The sequence below is a fragment of the Streptomyces achromogenes genome, from assembly GCF_030816715.1.
In the GTDB taxonomy this organism is placed as follows: Bacteria; Actinomycetota; Actinomycetes; order Streptomycetales; family Streptomycetaceae; genus Streptomyces; species Streptomyces achromogenes_A.
Genome location: NZ_JAUSYH010000001.1, coordinates 3,520,859 through 3,537,599, shown reverse-complemented (window position 1 = coordinate 3,537,599; position 16,741 = coordinate 3,520,859). Strand labels below are relative to the sequence as shown.

Here is a 16,741-nt window from a genome sequence, read left to right as displayed (position 1 = left end):
AGGTTTTCCACAGGGGTGGTGAACTCCTTCCCAAGTCGGCACAGTGATCGACGTGGAAGGCGCTCGCACGTGGTGGCACGAACTGACCGGCCTGGTGCTGCCCGCCGAGTGCGGAGGCTGCGGAAGGGCACGCACGGTGCTCTGCCCGCGCTGCCGCGCCGTACTGTGCGACACCGCGCCGTTCCGGGTGCGCCCCGTGCCGCGACCGCCCGGGCTGCCCGCCGTGCACGCGTCGGCCCGGTACGCCGACGAGGTCCGGGCGGTACTGCTGGCCCACAAGGAACGCGGCGCGCTGGCCCTCACGCGACCGCTCGGATCGGCGCTCGCGGGGGCTGTGCGGGCGGGGATGGGGGAGGCGGGGGTGGGGTGGGGGAGGGGGGAGGGGGCCCCACCCCCCGGAAACGTCCTGCTGGTCCCCGTCCCCTCCGCCCCCGCCGCGGTCCGGGCCCGTGGTCATGATCCGGTGCGGCGGATCGCGCTCGCGGCGGCCGGTGAGTTGCGGCGGGCCGGGGTTCCGGCGCGGGTGGCGGCGGTGCTGCGGCAGCGGCGGGCCGTGGCCGACCAGTCGGGGCTCGACGCCCGGCAGCGGTGGAACAACCTGGCGGGTGCCCTGACGGTGGTGCCCGGTGGGGCGCGGCTGTTGTGCGGCGGTCCGGTGGTCCTCGTGGACGATCTGGTGACGACCGGCGCTTCGCTGGCGGAGGCGGCCCGCGCGGTCCGGGCGGCGACCCGGGCGGTCGTACGGGCGGCGGAGACCGGGAACGCGGGGTCGCCGGGGTTCGCGGGCCGGCCGGATGCGGGGGCGGGCGCGGATGCGGGGGCGGGGGCGGAGCCGTCGGGGACGGCGGGCAGGGCGGACGCGGCACGGGGGCCGGACCCGGGACGACGGGCCGAGGCGGCGCCCTGCCCGGACGCCGGACGACAGGTTCGCGGGGGGTCGTGGCAGGACGCCGGTCGAGGGGCTCGCGGGGGGTCGTGGGCGGGCTCGGGGCGACGGGCGGAGGCGGGGCAACGGGTGGAGGGTGGAGGGGGCGGGGAGGAGATGGCGAGGGAGATGTGTGGTGGAGATGCGTGGGCCGTGTACGCGGGTGTCGCGAGGGAAGGCAGAAGAGAGGAGTGGTCCGGAGCGAGGGAGGCTGACATCGACGGGACGGACGAGACGTGTGGGCCGCCGGTGCGGTCGGTCGGAGCGACGGGGGCCGAGGTGCCCTCGGGAGCCGCGCGAGCCATGGGGGACACCAGACCCATGGGCCCGTCCGATGCCGCTCCTTCGGATGCCGGCGATGCCGGCGGCGCCGGTGGGGTGCTCTGCGTGGCCGTGGTCGCGGCTTCGCCGACTCTTTAGAAATAAACCGGAACTGACTCAGAACTTGCGTCGTTGCAGGTAATGAGAGAGTCAATTCACCTGAACGGAGGTACGCCGCAGTAGAGGGTGACGACATCCGTCCGGGCGAGATATGTTCGGTTGTGAGGGAAAGCCGCAGGCCACACCTCTCAAATCCGAATGCCGTGCTGCGGTTTTGGTCATCACCCGCAGCACCTGGGGTGTAGATCTCGTCGATGGGGGAGGAGGAGGTGGAAGTCGCCAAGTCGGAGGTTCCGGTGCTCACCGGGGCCTGGTGCAAAAGGGAGATGCTCCGCCACAGAAGCGGAGTGATCCGGGAACGGAGTTCTGCGTGGACATCGTCGTCAAGGGCCGCAAGACCGAGGTATCCGAGCGGTTCCGCAAGCACGTGGCCGAGAAGCTGAACCTGGAGAAGATCCAGAAGCTCGACGGCAAGGTGATCAGCCTCGACGTCGAGGTGTCCAAGGAGCCCAACCCCCGACAAGCCGACCGGTGCGACCGAGTGGAGATCACGCTTCGCTCGCGCGGCCCGGTGATCCGGGCGGAGGCGGCCGCCAGCGACGCGTACGCGGCACTCGACCTGGCGGCGGAGAAGCTGGACGCCCAGCTGCGCAAGCAGCACGACAAGCGATACACCCGCCGCGGTGCCCGCAGGCTGTCCGCGGCTGAGGTTCCCGACCACGTCCCGGGTGTGGCGACGCTCAACGGCAACGGCCGTCCCGTCCCCTCCGACGAGTCGGAGAGCGTGCCGACGAAGCGCATCGGATCGATCGAGGTGCAGGGCGACGGCCCCCTCGTGGTCCGTGAGAAGACGCACGTCGCAGCTCCGATGACGCTCGACCAGGCCCTCTACGAGATGGAACTGGTCGGACACGACTTCTATCTGTTCGTCGACTCCGAGACGAAGCAGCCCAGCGTCGTCTACCGCCGGCACGCCTACGACTACGGCGTGATCTATCTCGACACCGACCCGATGGTGGCCCAGGCGCACGCACCCGAGGCGGGTGGCGCGCTGGGCGGCTGACGCGCCCGGTGACAGCTGAGCGATGTGCCCCTGGAGCGCGTGTGCGCCCCCAGGGGCACCCGTGCGCGACCCCTCGGGCGGGTCGCTCTGTCACCGCGTTGTCGTCCGGGCATGGAATCATGGCAGGGCGGCCCAACCGATGGGCCGTTGCCTTGGGTTGGCGATGGCTCAGGACCACGGCCGCAGCCTTCAGGGGGAGGAACGATGGCGGACAGCTTCGGACCGATGCGTGACGAGGGTGCCCACGTGGGTGTCGTCGGCATGGGCCCGGACGCGGGTGATGACGGTACTTCACGCAAGGAGCCGATCAGAGTCCTTGTCGTGGACGACCACGCCCTGTTCCGCCGCGGACTGGAGATCGTGCTCGCGGCCGAGGAAGACATCCAGGTCGTCGGTGAGGCGGGTGACGGCGCGGAGGCCGTGGACAAGGCGGCCGACCTGCTGCCCGACATCGTGTTGATGGACGTGCGGATGCCCAAGCGCGGAGGCATCGAAGCGTGCACCTCCATCAAGGAGGTCGCTCCCAGCGCGAAGATCATCATGTTGACGATCAGCGACGAGGAGGCCGACCTCTACGAGGCGATCAAGGCGGGCGCGACCGGCTATCTCCTCAAGGAGATCTCCACGGACGAGGTCGCCACCGCGATCCGCGCGGTCGCCGACGGGCAGTCGCAGATCAGCCCTTCCATGGCGTCGAAGCTGCTCACCGAGTTCAAGTCGATGATCCAGCGTACCGACGAGCGCCGGCTCGTCCCCGCGCCGCGGCTGACGGACCGGGAGCTGGAGGTGCTCAAGCTGGTCGCCACGGGAATGAACAACCGTGACATCGCCAAGGAGTTGTTCATCTCCGAGAACACCGTGAAGAACCATGTACGCAACATCCTGGAGAAGCTGCAGTTGCACTCCAGGATGGAGGCGGTGGTGTACGCGATGCGGGAGAAGATCCTCGAGATCGGCTGACGCCGGCCCGAGCCGCCGACCCGGTACGCCGGCCTGACCGCCGTCCCCAGCCGTCGGCCCGAGTCGTCGGCCGGATCCGCCGACGGAATCCGGTCCCGGTCGTCGTGGTGCGGTCGGGTCAGGCGAGTGTGCGGGCGATTTCCCCGGCGAGCTGCTCGCGCAGCTCCGGGGCGTCGACGCGCTCCACGCGCACGTCCGTGCAGTCCACCCAGGTCGCGGCTTCGAGCAGGGCCTGGGCGACCGCCGGGACCGCTTTCGGGCCGTCCAGGGTGACCTGCCTGGCGACGAGGGTGCGGCCTTCGCGGGCGGGGTCCACGCGGCCGACGAGCCGGCCGCCGGACAGGACGGGCATCGCGAAGTAGCCGTGGACCCGCTTCGGCTTGGGGACGTAGGCCTCCAGGCGGTGGGTGAAGCCGAAGATCCGCTCGGTGCGTGCCCGTTCCCAGATCAGCGAGTCGAAGGGGGACAGGAGCGTGGTGCGGTGGCGGCCGCGCGGAGCCGTCTCCACCGCCGCCGGATCGGCCCACGCGGGCTTGCCCCAGCCTTCGACCGTGACCGGGACCAGGCCGGAGTCGGCGATCACCGCGTCGACCTGTTCGCCCTTGAGGCGGTGGTAGTCGGCGATGTCCGCGCGCGTGCCCACGCCGAGGGACTGGCCGGCCAGGAGGACGAGGCGGCGCAGGCACTCGGCGTCGTCGAGCTCGTCGTGCAGCAGTGCGGTGGGCACGGCGCGTTCGGCGAGGTCGTACACGCGCTTCCAGCCGCGGCGCTCCACGCAGACCACCTCGCCGTACATCAGCGCGCGTTCCACGGCGACCTTGGTGCCGGACCAGTCCCACCACTCGCTGGTCTTCTTCGCTCCGCCCAAGTCCGTGGCGGTGAGGGGGCCTTCGGCGCGGAGCTGCTTGAGGACCTGGTCGTAGGTGCCCTCGGGGAGGGCGTGGTTCCAGTGCGGCCGGTTGCGGTAGGCGCGGCGGCGGAAGGCGAAGTGGGGCCACTCCTCGATGGGGAGGATGCAGGCGGCGTGGGACCAGTACTCGAAGGCGTGGGCGCCGTGCCAGTAGGCGTGCTCCACCGTCTTGCGGCCCACGGCGCCCAGGCGGGCGAAGGGGATCAGTTCGTGGGAGCGGGCCAGGACCGAGATGGTGTCGAGCTGGACCGCGCCGAGGTGGCGGAGCACGCCGCGGACGCCGGCCTTGCGGTCGGGCGTGCCGAGGAAGCCCTGTGCGCGCAGGGCGATGCGGCGGGCTTCGTCTGCGGAGAGCTCGGCGGCGGGGCGCGGGGTCGTCATGGTGCGCACGATAGGCGGTGGGTCTGACAGTGCCCGGTGAGCTGGGGGTTTGTGGGTCGGCGGTGTGCGGTGCGGCGTGGCGGTCGTGCGGTGGTGCTTTCCGGTGAGGTGGGTGGGCGGAGGGAGGGGCGGATGCCCGGTGGTCGGCGGTCGGTGACGGGGCGGGCGTCAGTCGTTCGAGCGGGCGGCCGTCAGTCGTTCGACGGGGTGGGTATGTACGGCGCGGTGGACGGGAGTCCCAAATCCGAGGGGAGCAGGGAGGCGACCCAGCAGTCTCGTCGTACGCCCTTGTTGTCGATGGCCGAGCGCAGGGTGCCCTCAAGGGTGAAGCCGGCGTGTTCCGCCACCACGCGTGAGGGGGTGTTGCCGACTTCCGCCCGCCATTCGACGCGGTCGACGGAGAGGGTGGTGAAGGCCCAGCGGGTGGCGGCGAGGACGGCCTCGGTGGTGTAGCCGCGGCCGCGGTGTTCCTTGACGGCCCAGAAGCCGATCTCGGCGGTGCCCGGGGAGCGCATGGTGAGGCTGAGGACGCCGGTGAGGGCTCCGTTGGGGAGGAAGACCCCGAAGGTGGACATCGCGCCGGTCGTCCAGCCCTCGGGGGCGATCAGCTCGATGAAGCTGCGCGCGTGTTCGGGGAGGTAGGGGGAGGGGATGGTCGTCCAGCGCTGGATGTCGGGGTCCTGGGCCGCCGCGTACAAGGCGTCGGTGTCCTGGGGTCCGAGGGGGCGCAGGACGAGGCGGGCGCTGGTGAGGGTGACGGGCGGGTGCTCCATCGGCCGATTCTGCTCGGAGGGCGTGGTGGCCGCCATCGGTTTGCGCCGCGTGAGCGGGTGATCACAATTCGCGCACTTCGTCGGGCGGACGCGGCACCATCGGCGGTGCCCGGCCGTTGTCCCCTTTGAAGAAGATTTTGGTGAAGCCGCGCAGCGGTGTGCAGTCCTCGTCACGGCAGGCCTCCCGACGCGGTGGGGTCCTCGCATACGATGGCCGTTGCTCAGTGAGTGTTATGGAAACCGTCCGTCCTAGGCCCGACCGGCAAGGAGACCAACCCCCGTGTCCGTCCTCTCGAAGATCATGCGTGCAGGCGAAGGCAAGATCCTGCGCAAGCTGCACCGCATCGCGGACCAGGTCAACTCCATCGAAGAGGACTTCGTCGACCTCTCCGACGCCGAGCTGCGGGCCCTCACCGAGGAGTACAAGCAGCGGTACGCCGACGGTGAGAGTCTGGACGACCTGCTGCCCGAGGCGTTCGCCACCGTGCGCGAGGCCGCGAAGCGCGTTCTGGGTCAGCGTCACTACGACGTGCAGATCATGGGCGGCGCGGCCCTGCACCTCGGCTATGTGGCGGAGATGAAGACCGGCGAGGGCAAGACCCTCGTCGGCACGCTGCCCGCGTATCTGAACGCGCTGTCCGGCAAGGGCGTCCACCTGATCACGGTCAACGACTACCTGGCCGAGCGCGACTCGGAGATGATGGGCCGCGTCCACAAGTTCCTGGGCCTCGAGGTCGGCTGCATCCTGGCCAACATGACGCCGGCCCAGCGGCGCGAGATGTACGCGTGCGACATCACCTACGGCACGAACAACGAGTTCGGCTTCGACTACCTGCGCGACAACATGGCGTGGGCGCAGGACGAGCTGGTCCAGCGCGGCCACAACTTCGCCATCGTCGACGAGGTCGACTCCATCCTGGTCGACGAGGCGCGCACGCCGCTGATCATCTCCGGCCCGGCCGACCAGGCCACCAAGTGGTACGGCGACTTCGCGAAGCTGGTGACGCGCCTGAAGAGGGGCGAGGCCGGCAACCCCCTCAAGGGCATCGAGGAGACCGGCGACTACGAGGTCGACGAGAAGAAGCGCACGGTCGCCATCCACGAGAGCGGTGTCAGCAAGGTCGAGGACTGGCTGGGCATCGACAACCTCTACGAGTCGGTGAACACGCCTCTGGTGGGCTACCTGAACAACGCCATCAAGGCGAAGGAGCTCTTCAAGAAGGACAAGGACTACGTCGTCATGGACGGCGAAGTCATGATCGTCGACGAGCACACCGGTCGTATCCTGGCCGGTCGTCGCTACAACGAGGGCATGCACCAGGCGATCGAGGCGAAGGAAGGGGTGGACATCAAGGACGAGAACCAGACGCTCGCCACGATCACCCTGCAGAACTTCTTCCGTCTCTACAAGCGCCACAACCACGACGGCAAGGAACAGCCCGGCCTCTGCGGCATGACCGGTACGGCGATGACCGAGGCCGCCGAGTTCCACCAGATCTACAAGCTCGGCGTGGTGCCGATCCCGACGAACCGGCCGATGGTCCGCAAGGACCAGTCGGACCTGATCTACCGCACCGAGGTCGCGAAGTTCGAGGCGGTCGTCGACGACATCGCCGAGAAGCACGAGAAGGGCCAGCCGATCCTCGTCGGCACGACGTCGGTCGAGAAGTCCGAGTACCTGTCGCAGCAGCTGTCCAAGCGGGGCATCCAGCACGAGGTGCTGAACGCCAAGCACCACGAGCGTGAGGCGTCGATCGTCGCCCAGGCCGGCCGGCGCGGTGCGGTCACGGTGGCCACGAACATGGCCGGCCGTGGCACGGACATCAAGCTCGGCGGCAACCCCGACGACCTCGCCGAGGCGGAGCTGCGCCAGCGCGGCCTCGACCCGGAGGAGCACATCGAGGAGTGGGCGGCCGCGCTGCCCGCCGCTCTGGAGAAGGCCGAGCAGGCGGTCAAGGCCGAGTTCGACGAGGTCAAGGAGCTGGGCGGCCTCTACGTGCTCGGCACCGAGCGGCACGAGTCGCGTCGTATCGACAACCAGCTGCGCGGTCGTTCCGGCCGTCAGGGCGACCCGGGCGAGTCCCGGTTCTACCTGTCGCTGGGCGACGACCTGATGCGGCTGTTCAAGGCGCAGATGGTCGAGCGCGTGATGTCCATGGCGAACGTGCCGGACGACGTGCCGATCGAGAACAAGATGGTCACGCGCGCGATCGCGTCCGCTCAGTCGCAGGTGGAGCAGCAGAACTTCGAGACGCGTAAGAACGTCCTGAAGTACGACGAGGTGCTCAACCGTCAGCGTGAGGTCATCTACGGCGAGCGGCGTCGCGTGCTGGAGGGGGAGGACCTGCAGGAGCAGATCCACCACTTCATGGACGACACGATCGACGCGTACGTCGGTGCGGAGACCGCCGAGGGCTTCCCGGAGGACTGGGACCTGGACCGGCTGTGGGGCGCTTTCAAGCAGCTCTACCCGGTGAAGGTGACGGTGGAGGAGCTGGAGGACGCGGCCGGCGACCGGGCAGGTCTGACGGCCGAGTTCATCTCCGAGTCCATCAAGGACGACATCCGCGAGCAGTACGAGTCGCGTGAGTCGCAGCTCGGCTCGGAGATCATGCGTGAGCTGGAGCGCCGGGTCGTGCTGTCCGTCCTGGACCGCAAGTGGCGTGAGCACCTCTACGAGATGGACTACCTCCAGGAGGGCATCGGTCTGCGCGCGATGGCGCAGAAGGACCCCCTGGTGGAGTACCAGCGCGAGGGCTTCGACATGTTCTCCGCGATGATGGACGGCATCAAGGAGGAGTCCGTCGGCTACCTGTTCAACCTGGAGGTCCAGGTCGAGCAGCAGGTCGAGGAGGTCCCGGTGGAGGACGCGCAGGCCGACAAGGACAAGCAGGACGTGGTGCCGGCGCAGGCGGGTTCGCGTCCGGAGATCCGGGCGAAGGGCCTGGACGCTCCGCAGCGTCGTCAGCTGCACTTCTCGGCGCCCACGGTGGACGGCGAGGGCGGCACGATCGAGGGTGACTTCGAGAGCGACGACGACGAGCCGGTCCGTTCCGCGGCCGACGGTCTCACGCGCGCGGAGCGCCGCAAGCAGGCGAAGGCCGGGCGGCGCCGCAAGAAGTAGTGACGGAACGCACGGTCGCCGAGACGGCTGGGCGGCGGCTTGAGGGCCGGGTCACCTGTGGGTGGCCCGGCCCTCGCGTGTGCCGAGGGCTTCGCGTCCGGTCGTCGGTGACCGGCTCGGTGCGGACGTCCCCTCGGCGGCCGGGAGTCGACGAGCTGACCGCTCGTCTCGCCGGTCGCGTCCGACGGGGTGGGGTCGGGTCGGGGGTCGACTCAGTCGTTGCGGGTGGGGGGCCGGCGGGGGCCGTCGAGTTCCACGGCGGTGCAGCGCCAGCGGCGGTCCGCGCCGAGCTCCAGGCGGAAGGCCATCGCGCGCAGGCGGTCGCCGGCGCCGATGCGGGCGAAGGCCTCGATGGCGCCGGGGCGTGGGATGTAGTAGCCGATGTCGCGGACGACGGCACGGACGCCGTGGGCGGTGCGCAGGGGGCCGCGTTCGGCGAGGTGGGCGAGGTCGTCGTAGGCGCGGCCGAGAGTGTGCCGGAGCATGAAGTGGACGGGGCGGCGGCCGGTCAGGACGGCGAGGAGGCGGTCCGCGAAGAGGTCGGTGGGGCGTGGCTGGGTGAGCGGACGACGCGGGGTCGGGGCGGGTGCGGCGGGGGCCGCGGGCGCGGTGTGGGCGGCGGGCGTGGCCGGGCCGTCGTGTCCTGGACGTGGACGGCTGTCGGCCGGCTGTCCGGCCCCAGGACGGTTCTCGGCCGGCCGGCCGGTCCCCGGAGGGTTGTTCGCCGCCGGCCGACCGTCGGTGGGGCGGACGGGGGCGGGGGAGCCGGTGGTGGCCGGGACGGGCGGGCGGTGGCCGGCCGGGGTGCGGGGCGGGGCGGTGCGCGGGGCGCCGCCGTCGGGGGTGCGGGGCGGGGCGCCGGCGGGGCGGCGGGTGTCGCGGCGGCCGGGAGGGCGGGCGCCGGGAGGGCGGGCGCCGGGGTGGTGCTGCGTCCTCGTCATGACCTTGTCCATGGGGGTCCCCGTTCGCTGGGCTCTTGGAGTGCTGCTTATACCGAGCGGTAACTTGCTGCTGTGGATCTTGTACGGGGTGGTGGCCCGCCGGGGCAAGGAAGCGCCGGGGTGGGTGTGCGGGGTGGGAAGGTTCACCTATCAGGGGTGGGGCAGGAGGCCCGGGGCCCGGCGTCATGGGCCGGGACCGGGTGAGATCCGGGGTGCGGGGTTGACGTTCGGAGGGGTGCGGGCAGGGACCCGAAAGGGGACGCCCGCACGTATCCTGAAGGCCCCTCCGGAAGGTGCGGAACCGTGCTTCCCGGGGCACCGAGTCCGAGCCGGCGACCCGAGCCGGCGACCACGAGAAGAGCGGCCAGCCATGCGCGTCTACGTCCCCCTGACCCTCCCCGGCCTCGCCGAGGCGCACAAGACGGGTGAGCTGGGAGCCGGACCGCTCGCCGCGTACGCCGTCACGCCCGCGCTGCGCGAGTGGTACGTCTCCGACGACACCGAGGAACTGGAGTACGCGGCGCTCGGCAGGGCGGCGCTCGCCTCGCTGCGGCTGCTGGACGCGGAACCGGGCGCGCCCCGGCGGCGGGTCGTGGTCGCCGTCGACGTGCCGGACCGGATGACCGCCGTCGGTCCCGGACAGGGGCACGACCGTGGGCCCGACCCGGACGCGCCGGGTGAGGTGCGGGTGAGCGGCACCGTGCGGCTGGCCAAGGCGGCCGCGGTGCACGTAGACGCCCCCGAGGCGGAGACGGACGTGACCGCAGCCGCGCGGGCGCTCGCCGCGGCGGACGGCGGGGACGACGACGCGCAGGCCGTCGTGGACGGGGCGGAGGACCACGAGCTGCTCTGGTTCGCCCCGCAGGAGATCGCGAGCCTGCTGGGCTCCGGGGTCTGAGCGCGAGCCGCCTCCGACCACCTCGCACGGACCGCGCCCGCACCCTCGCCACACCGGGCCGTCCCGGACCGCACCGAGCTCCCCGGATCGTTCCGGGGCCGTCGGTCATTTGACTGTCGGTGGCGGCGGGTACTTTTGCAGACATGGGGAAGCAGCAAGCGGCGCACATCGTCTGGGACTGGAACGGGACCCTGTTCCACGACAACGACGCGATCATCGGGGCGACGAACGCGGCGTTCGTCGAGTTGGGGCTGGAGCCGATCACGCTGGAGCAGTACCGGGCGCTGTACTGCGTGCCGGTGCCGAAGTTCTACGAGCGGCTGATGGGCAGGCTGCCCACCGACGCCGAGTGGGAGCTGATGGACGGGGTCTTCCACCGGTACTACGCCGAGCACCGGGTGCGGTGCGGGCTCACCGAGGGAGCGGCGGAGCTGCTCGCCGGGTGGCGGTCGGCGGGGCACAGTCAGTCGCTGCTCAGCATGTACGTGCACGATGAACTCGTGCCGCTGGTCCGGGGATTCGGGATCGAGCCGCACTTCGTCCGGGTCGACGGGCGGATCGGGCCCTCCGGGGGCAGCAAGGCCGAGCACATGGTGCGGCATCTGGCGGCGCTGGCCGGCGTCGAGCCGGCGCGCACGGTGGTGATCGGGGACGCGGCTGACGACGCGGTGGCCGCGCTGCACGCGGGGGCGAAGGCCGTGCTGTACACCGGCGGGTCGCACAGCCGGGCCAGTCTGGAGGGGGTCGGAGCGCCGGTGGTGGACACGCTGGGGGAGGCGGTCGAGATGGCGGGGCGTATCGCGGCGTAGGCCTCCGGCGGTGAGGCGGTTCTTGCCGGGTATTCGGGGTGGGGGTTGGTCGTGGGCTGTCGGTTCTGTGCAGAACGTCAAAGTTCCGGCCCCTGTTTTGTACACATACAGCTCATGACGGAGGGCCCGGGGGGAGCGATAGCCTGGGTGGCGTGATCAGCGCGATATCTCGCGGGGGCGCTGTTGCCCCTGCCCTGCGCCCGGTGTGTGCGGACCATCTCCGCGACCGGGCGGCGGTCGCTGGTCGGCGCGGGCGGGACAGGGGCGCAAGGTGCCCCGGGACGCCGTACACACCCGGCGGGAAAAGCGTGGCGCGGAGAGCAGCGTCACACGCCGGAGTGGTGTCGAGAATGGCCGATAACCCCCCGCTCATCTCACCTTGCGGCATAGCGTCGGAGCAGACCGGAGACCCCGGCCCGTGGCGTCGAGCCGCAGGGGAAGAGCCCGTACTTCCTTCTACGTCACGCAACGGCGCGCGACAGGAGTCAGAGGACAATGCAGACCAAGCTGGACGAAGCCAAGGCCGAGCTGCTCGACAGGGCGGCGCGGGTCGCTGAGAACAGCCCGGTCGGGGGGCATCTACCGACTGGGACGACGGGCGAGGGCACCGAGGGCACCCCGGACCAAGCCGCTCTGCTCGCGTTCCTCCAGCGCTACTACCTGCACACCGCCCAGGAGGACCTGAGCGACCGCGACCCGGTCGACGTCTTCGGGGCGGCGCTCTCCCACTACCGGCTGGCCGAGAACCGGCCGCAGGGCACCGCGAACGTGCGGGTGCACACGCCCACCGTCGAGGAGAACGGCTGGACGTGCAGCCACTCCGTCGTCGAGGTGGTCACCGACGACATGCCGTTCCTGGTCGACTCCGTCACCAACGAGCTGACCCGGCAGGGGCGGGGCATCCACCTCGTCATCCACCCGCAGGTCATGGTGCGGCGTGATGTGACCGGCAAGCTCATCGAGGTGCTGAGCGTCCCGCCGGCCGCCGGGAAGCTCCCGCACGACGGGCATGTCGAGTCCTGGATCCACGTCGAGATCGACCGTGAGACGGACCGTGCCGACCTCAAGCAGATCACCGCCGATCTGCTGCGCGTCCTGTCCGACGTCCGGGAGGCCGTCGAGGACTGGGACAAGATGCGGGAGACGGCACTGCGCGTCGCCGACGGCCTCCCCGAGGAGCACGTTCCCGGCGACCTGGCGCGGCCCGAGGTCGACGAGGCCCGCGAGCTGCTGCGCTGGCTGGCCGCCGACCACTTCACCTTCCTCGGCTACCGGGAGTACCAGCTGCGGGGGGACGACTCGCTGGCCGCCGTCCCCGGCACCGGGCTCGGCGTCCTGCGCTCCGACCCGCATCACGCCGACGGTGACGCCCACCCCGTCAGCCCGTCCTTCGAGCGGCTGCCGGCCGACGCCCGGGCCAAGGCGCGGGAGCACAAGCTGCTGGTGCTGACCAAGGCGAACAGCCGGGCCACCGTGCACCGGCCCTCCTACCTCGACTACGTCGGTGTGAAGAAGTTCGACGAGGAGGGCAACGTCGTCGGCGAGCGGCGCTTCCTCGGGCTGTTCTCCTCCGCCGCCTACACCGAGTCTGTCGTGCGGGTGCCGGTGGTGCGCCGCAAGGTCGCGGCCGTGCTGGACGGTGCGGGCTTCTCGCCCAACAGTCACGACGGACGCGACCTGCTCCAGATCATGGAGACCTACCCGCGCGACGAGATCTTCCAGACGCCGGTGGACGAGCTGAGGTCCATCGTCACCAGCGTCCTCTACCTGCAGGAGCGGCGGCGGCTGCGGCTCTACCTGCGGCAGGACGAGTACGGGCGCTACTACTCCGCGCTCGTCTACCTGCCCCGGGACCGGTACACGACGGGTGTGCGGCTGCGGATCATCGACATCCTGAAGGAGGAACTGGGCGGGACGAGCGTCGACTTCACCGCCTGGAACACCGAGTCGATCCTGTCCCGGCTGCACTTCGTGGTCCGTGTCCCGCAGGGCACCGAGCTGCCGGAGCTGTCGGACGCCGACAAGGAGCGCATCGAGGCACGGCTGGTCGAGGCGGCACGCTCCTGGGCCGACGCGTTCCAGGAGGCGCTCAACGCCGAACTCGGCGAGGAGAAGGCAGCGGAGCTGCTGCGGCGCTACAGTCACGCCTTCCCCGAGGGCTACAAGGCCGACCACACGCCGCGCGCCGCGGTCGCCGACCTCGTCCACCTGGAGCGGCTGACCGAGGAGCGGAACTTCTCGCTGAGCCTGTACGAGCCGGTGGGCGCCGCGCCCGGCGAGCGCCGTTTCAAGATCTACCGCAAGGGTGACGCGATCTCCCTGTCGGCGGTGCTGCCGGTGCTGAGCCGGCTCGGCGTCGAGGTGATCGACGAGCGGCCGTACGAACTGCGCTGCTCGGACCGCACGCACGCCTGGATCTACGACTTCGGTCTGCGCATCCCCAAGGCGCTGGCCGGCCCAGGCGGCGACTTCCTCGGCGACGACGGGCGCGAGCGGTTCCAGGAGGCGTTCTCGGCGACCTGGACGGGCAGGGCGGAGAACGACGGGTTCAACGCGCTGGTGCTGGGCGCGGGGCTGAGCTGGCGGCAGGCGATGGTGCTGCGCGCGTACGCCAAGTACCTGCGGCAGGCGGGGTCGACGTTCAGCCAGGACTACATGGAGGACACGCTCCGCACGAACGTGCACACCACCCGGCTGCTGGTGTCGCTGTTCGAGGCGCGGCTGTCGCCCGACCGGCAGCGCGCCGGGCGGGAGATCGTCGACGCGCTGCTCGAGGAGCTCGACGCGGCGCTCGACCAGGTGGCCTCGCTGGACGAGGACCGCATCCTGCGGTCGTTCCTCACCGTCATCAAGGCGACCCTGCGCACCAACTTCTTCCAGCAGAGCGCGGACGGCGGGCCGCACGACTACGTGTCGATGAAGTTCGACCCGCAGGCCATCCCGGACCTGCCGGCGCCGAGGCCCGCGTTCGAGATCTGGGTGTACTCGCCGCAGGTGGAGGGTGTGCACCTGCGGTTCGGGAAGGTCGCGCGCGGCGGTCTGCGCTGGTCCGACCGGCGTGAGGACTTCCGGACCGAGGTGCTCGGCCTGGTGAAGGCGCAGATGGTGAAGAACACCGTCATCGTGCCGGTCGGCGCCAAGGGCGGCTTCGTCGCCAAGCAGCTGCCCGACCCGGCCGTGGACCGTGACGCGTGGCTCGCCGAGGGCATCTCCAGCTACAAGACGTTCATCTCGGCGCTGCTCGACATCACCGACAACATGGTCGGCGGGGAGGTCGTGCCGCCGGCCGACGTCGTGCGGCACGACGAGGACGACACCTACCTGGTGGTCGCCGCCGACAAGGGCACGGCGACGTTCTCCGACATCGCCAACCAGGTCGCCGAGTCGTACGACTTCTGGCTCGGGGACGCCTTCGCCTCCGGCGGTTCGGCCGGCTACGACCACAAGGGCATGGGCATCACCGCCCGCGGCGCCTGGGAGTCCGTGAAGCGGCACTTCCGCGAGCTGGGCGTGGACACGCAGAGCGAGGACTTCACGGTCGTCGGGATCGGCGACATGTCCGGTGACGTGTTCGGCAACGGCATGCTGCTCAGCGAGCACATCCGGCTGGTCGCCGCCTTCGACCACCGGCACATCTTCATCGACCCGAAGCCGGAGGCGGCGACCTCGTACGCCGAGCGCCGCCGGCTGTTCGAACTGCCCCGTTCCAGCTGGGCGGACTACAACGCCGAACTGCTCTCCACGGGCGGCGGGATCTTCCCCCGCACCGCCAAGGCGATCCCGGTCAACTCCCACATCCGCGAGGCCCTCGGCATCGGCGCGGGCGTCACCAAGCTGACCCCGGCCGACCTGATGAAGGCGATCCTGCGGGCGCCGGTGGACCTGCTGTGGAACGGCGGCATCGGCACGTACGTGAAGTCCGCCGCGGAGTCGAACGCCGACGTCGGCGACAAGGCCAACGACCCGATCCGGGTGGACGGCGCCGACCTGCGCGTCAAGGTCGTCGGCGAGGGCGGCAACCTGGGGCTGACCCAGCTCGGCCGGATCGAGTTCGCGCTGCAGGGCGGCCGCATCAACACGGACGCCATCGACAACAGCGCCGGCGTGGACACCTCCGACCACGAGGTGAACATCAAGATCCTGCTCAACGGCCTCGTCGCCGAGGGCGACATGACCGTCAAGCAGCGCAACAAGCTGCTGGCGGAGATGACCGACGAGGTCGGCGCGCTCGTCCTGCGCAACAACTACGCGCAGAACACGGCGATCGCCAACGCCCTCGCCCAGTCCAAGGACATGCTCCACGCCCAGCAGCGCTTCCTGCGCCACCTGGTGCGGGAGGGGCATCTGGACCGGGCCCTGGAGTTCCTGCCCACCGACCGGCAGATCCGTGAGCGTCTCGGCGCCGGCCAGGGCCTGACCAGTCCGGAGACGGCCGTCCTGATGGCGTACACCAAGATCACGGTGTCGGACGAGCTGCTGCACACCTCGCTGCCCGACGACCCCTACCTGCGGACGCTGCTGCACGCGTACTTCCCGACGGCGTTGCGCGAGCGGTTCCCCGAGGGCATCGACAGCCACCCGCTGCGCCGTGAGATCACCACGACCGTCCTGGTCAACGACACGGTCAACACGGGCGGTACGACGTATCTGCACCGGTTGCGCGAGGAGACCGGCGCGTCGCTGGAGGAGATCGTGCGGGCCCAGACCGTGGCCCGGGCGATCTTCAGCTCGGCGCCGGTGTGGGACGCGGTGGAGGAGCTCGACAACCGGGTCGAGGCGGAGGTGCAGACCCGGATCAGGCTGCACTCGCGGCGGCTCGTCGAGCGCGGCACGCGCTGGCTGCTGAACAACCGGCCGCAGCCGCTGCAGCTCGCGGAGACGGCGGAGTTCTTCGCCGAGCGCGTCGAGCAGGTGTGGTCGCAGCTGACGAAGCTGCTGCGCGGCGCGGACCTGGAGTGGTGGCAGCGCATCCACGACGAGCTGACCGCGTCCGGCGTCCCGGACGAGCTGGCGACGCGGGTGGCCGGGTTCTCCTCGGCGTTCCCGGCGCTGGACATCGTGTCGGTGGCCGACCGCATGGGCAAGGACCCGCTGGACGTCGCCGAGGTGTACTACGACCTCGCCGACCGACTGCAGATCAGCCGGCTGATGGACCGGATCATCGAGCTGCCGCGCGCCGACCGCTGGCAGTCGATGGCCCGCGCCTCCATCCGCGAGGACCTGTACGCGGCGCACGCGGCGCTGACCGCGGACGTCCTGGCGGTCGGCAACGGGACCTCGACGCCCGAGCAGCGGTTCACGGCGTGGGAGGAGAAGAACGCGGCGATCCTGGGCCGGGCGCGCACCACGCTGGAGGAGATCCAGAGCTCGGAGACGTTCGACCTGGCCAACCTGTCGGTGGCCATGCGGACGATGCGCACCCTGCTGCGGACGCACTCGTAGGCGCTGAGCGGCAGGCCGTAGGGCAGTCCGTGGGCATGCGGAAGGGCGCCCCCGATTCATTTCGGGGGCGCCCTTCGCGCGTGTCGTTCGGGGCGGCGTCACGGACAGGCCGACCTGCTCACCCCGCTGGACAG

General features: G+C 70.7%; 10 protein-coding genes. 7 read left to right on the top strand and 3 right to left on the bottom strand.

Annotated features, from left to right (window positions below; genetic code table 11):
- Nucleotides 1–52: 52 nt before the first annotated feature.
- The 3 genes from QF032_RS40615 to QF032_RS15810 all read left to right on the top strand — a co-directional run bounded on the left by QF032_RS40615 (nucleotide 53) and on the right by QF032_RS15810 (nucleotide 3,329).
- A complete protein-coding gene (locus QF032_RS40615; RefSeq protein WP_373430348.1) occupies nucleotides 53–1,345 on the top strand; it encodes a ComF family protein in 1,293 nt (430 codons plus the stop codon).
- Nucleotides 1,346–1,676: 331 nt separating this feature from the next.
- The gene (hpf, locus tag QF032_RS15815; RefSeq protein ID WP_307043425.1) at nucleotides 1,677–2,369 is read left to right on the top strand and encodes a ribosome hibernation-promoting factor, HPF/YfiA family; all 693 of its coding nucleotides are present in this window, start codon (nucleotides 1,677–1,679) and stop codon (nucleotides 2,367–2,369) included.
- Between the two features lie 204 nt (nucleotides 2,370–2,573).
- A complete protein-coding gene (locus tag QF032_RS15810) occupies nucleotides 2,574–3,329 on the top strand; it encodes a response regulator (RefSeq protein ID WP_307043423.1) in 756 nt (251 codons plus the stop codon).
- A 118-nt stretch (nucleotides 3,330–3,447) separates the two neighbouring features.
- Here the strand turns inward: QF032_RS15810 and QF032_RS15805 are convergent, their stop codons facing one another.
- Nucleotides 3,448–4,620 (bottom strand): winged helix-turn-helix domain-containing protein, encoded by a 1,173-nt coding sequence (locus QF032_RS15805; protein WP_307043421.1) that lies wholly within the window; start codon nucleotides 4,618–4,620, stop codon nucleotides 3,448–3,450.
- A 191-nt stretch (nucleotides 4,621–4,811) separates the two neighbouring features.
- A complete protein-coding gene (locus QF032_RS15800; RefSeq protein ID WP_307056264.1) occupies nucleotides 4,812–5,393 on the bottom strand; it encodes a GNAT family N-acetyltransferase in 582 nt (193 codons plus the stop codon).
- 280 nt (nucleotides 5,394–5,673) lie between these two features.
- Here QF032_RS15800 and secA point away from each other — a divergent pair, with 280 nt between their 5' ends.
- Nucleotides 5,674–8,517: a preprotein translocase subunit SecA gene (secA, locus tag QF032_RS15795; RefSeq protein WP_306951919.1), complete on the top strand. Its 2,844-nt coding sequence runs from the start codon at nucleotides 5,674–5,676 to the stop codon at nucleotides 8,515–8,517.
- 212 nt (nucleotides 8,518–8,729) lie between these two features.
- Here the strand turns inward: secA and QF032_RS15790 are convergent, their stop codons facing one another.
- Nucleotides 8,730–9,470: an Rv3235 family protein gene (locus QF032_RS15790; RefSeq protein WP_307056263.1), complete on the bottom strand. Its 741-nt coding sequence runs from the start codon at nucleotides 9,468–9,470 to the stop codon at nucleotides 8,730–8,732.
- A 358-nt stretch (nucleotides 9,471–9,828) separates the two neighbouring features.
- Between QF032_RS15790 and QF032_RS15785 the strand changes: the two genes are divergently transcribed.
- From QF032_RS15785 to QF032_RS15775, 3 genes are all read left to right on the top strand, one after another.
- On the top strand, nucleotides 9,829–10,356 hold the full coding sequence (locus QF032_RS15785; protein ID WP_307043414.1) for a DUF6912 family protein: 528 nt from the start codon (nucleotides 9,829–9,831) through the stop codon (nucleotides 10,354–10,356).
- A gap of 143 nt (nucleotides 10,357–10,499) precedes the next feature.
- The gene (locus QF032_RS15780; RefSeq protein ID WP_307043412.1) at nucleotides 10,500–11,165 is read left to right on the top strand and encodes an HAD family hydrolase; all 666 of its coding nucleotides are present in this window, start codon (nucleotides 10,500–10,502) and stop codon (nucleotides 11,163–11,165) included.
- Nucleotides 11,166–11,660: 495 nt separating this feature from the next.
- Nucleotides 11,661–16,607 (top strand): NAD-glutamate dehydrogenase, encoded by a 4,947-nt coding sequence (locus QF032_RS15775; RefSeq protein ID WP_307043410.1) that lies wholly within the window; start codon nucleotides 11,661–11,663, stop codon nucleotides 16,605–16,607.
- The last annotated feature ends 134 nt before the right edge of the window (nucleotides 16,608–16,741 follow it).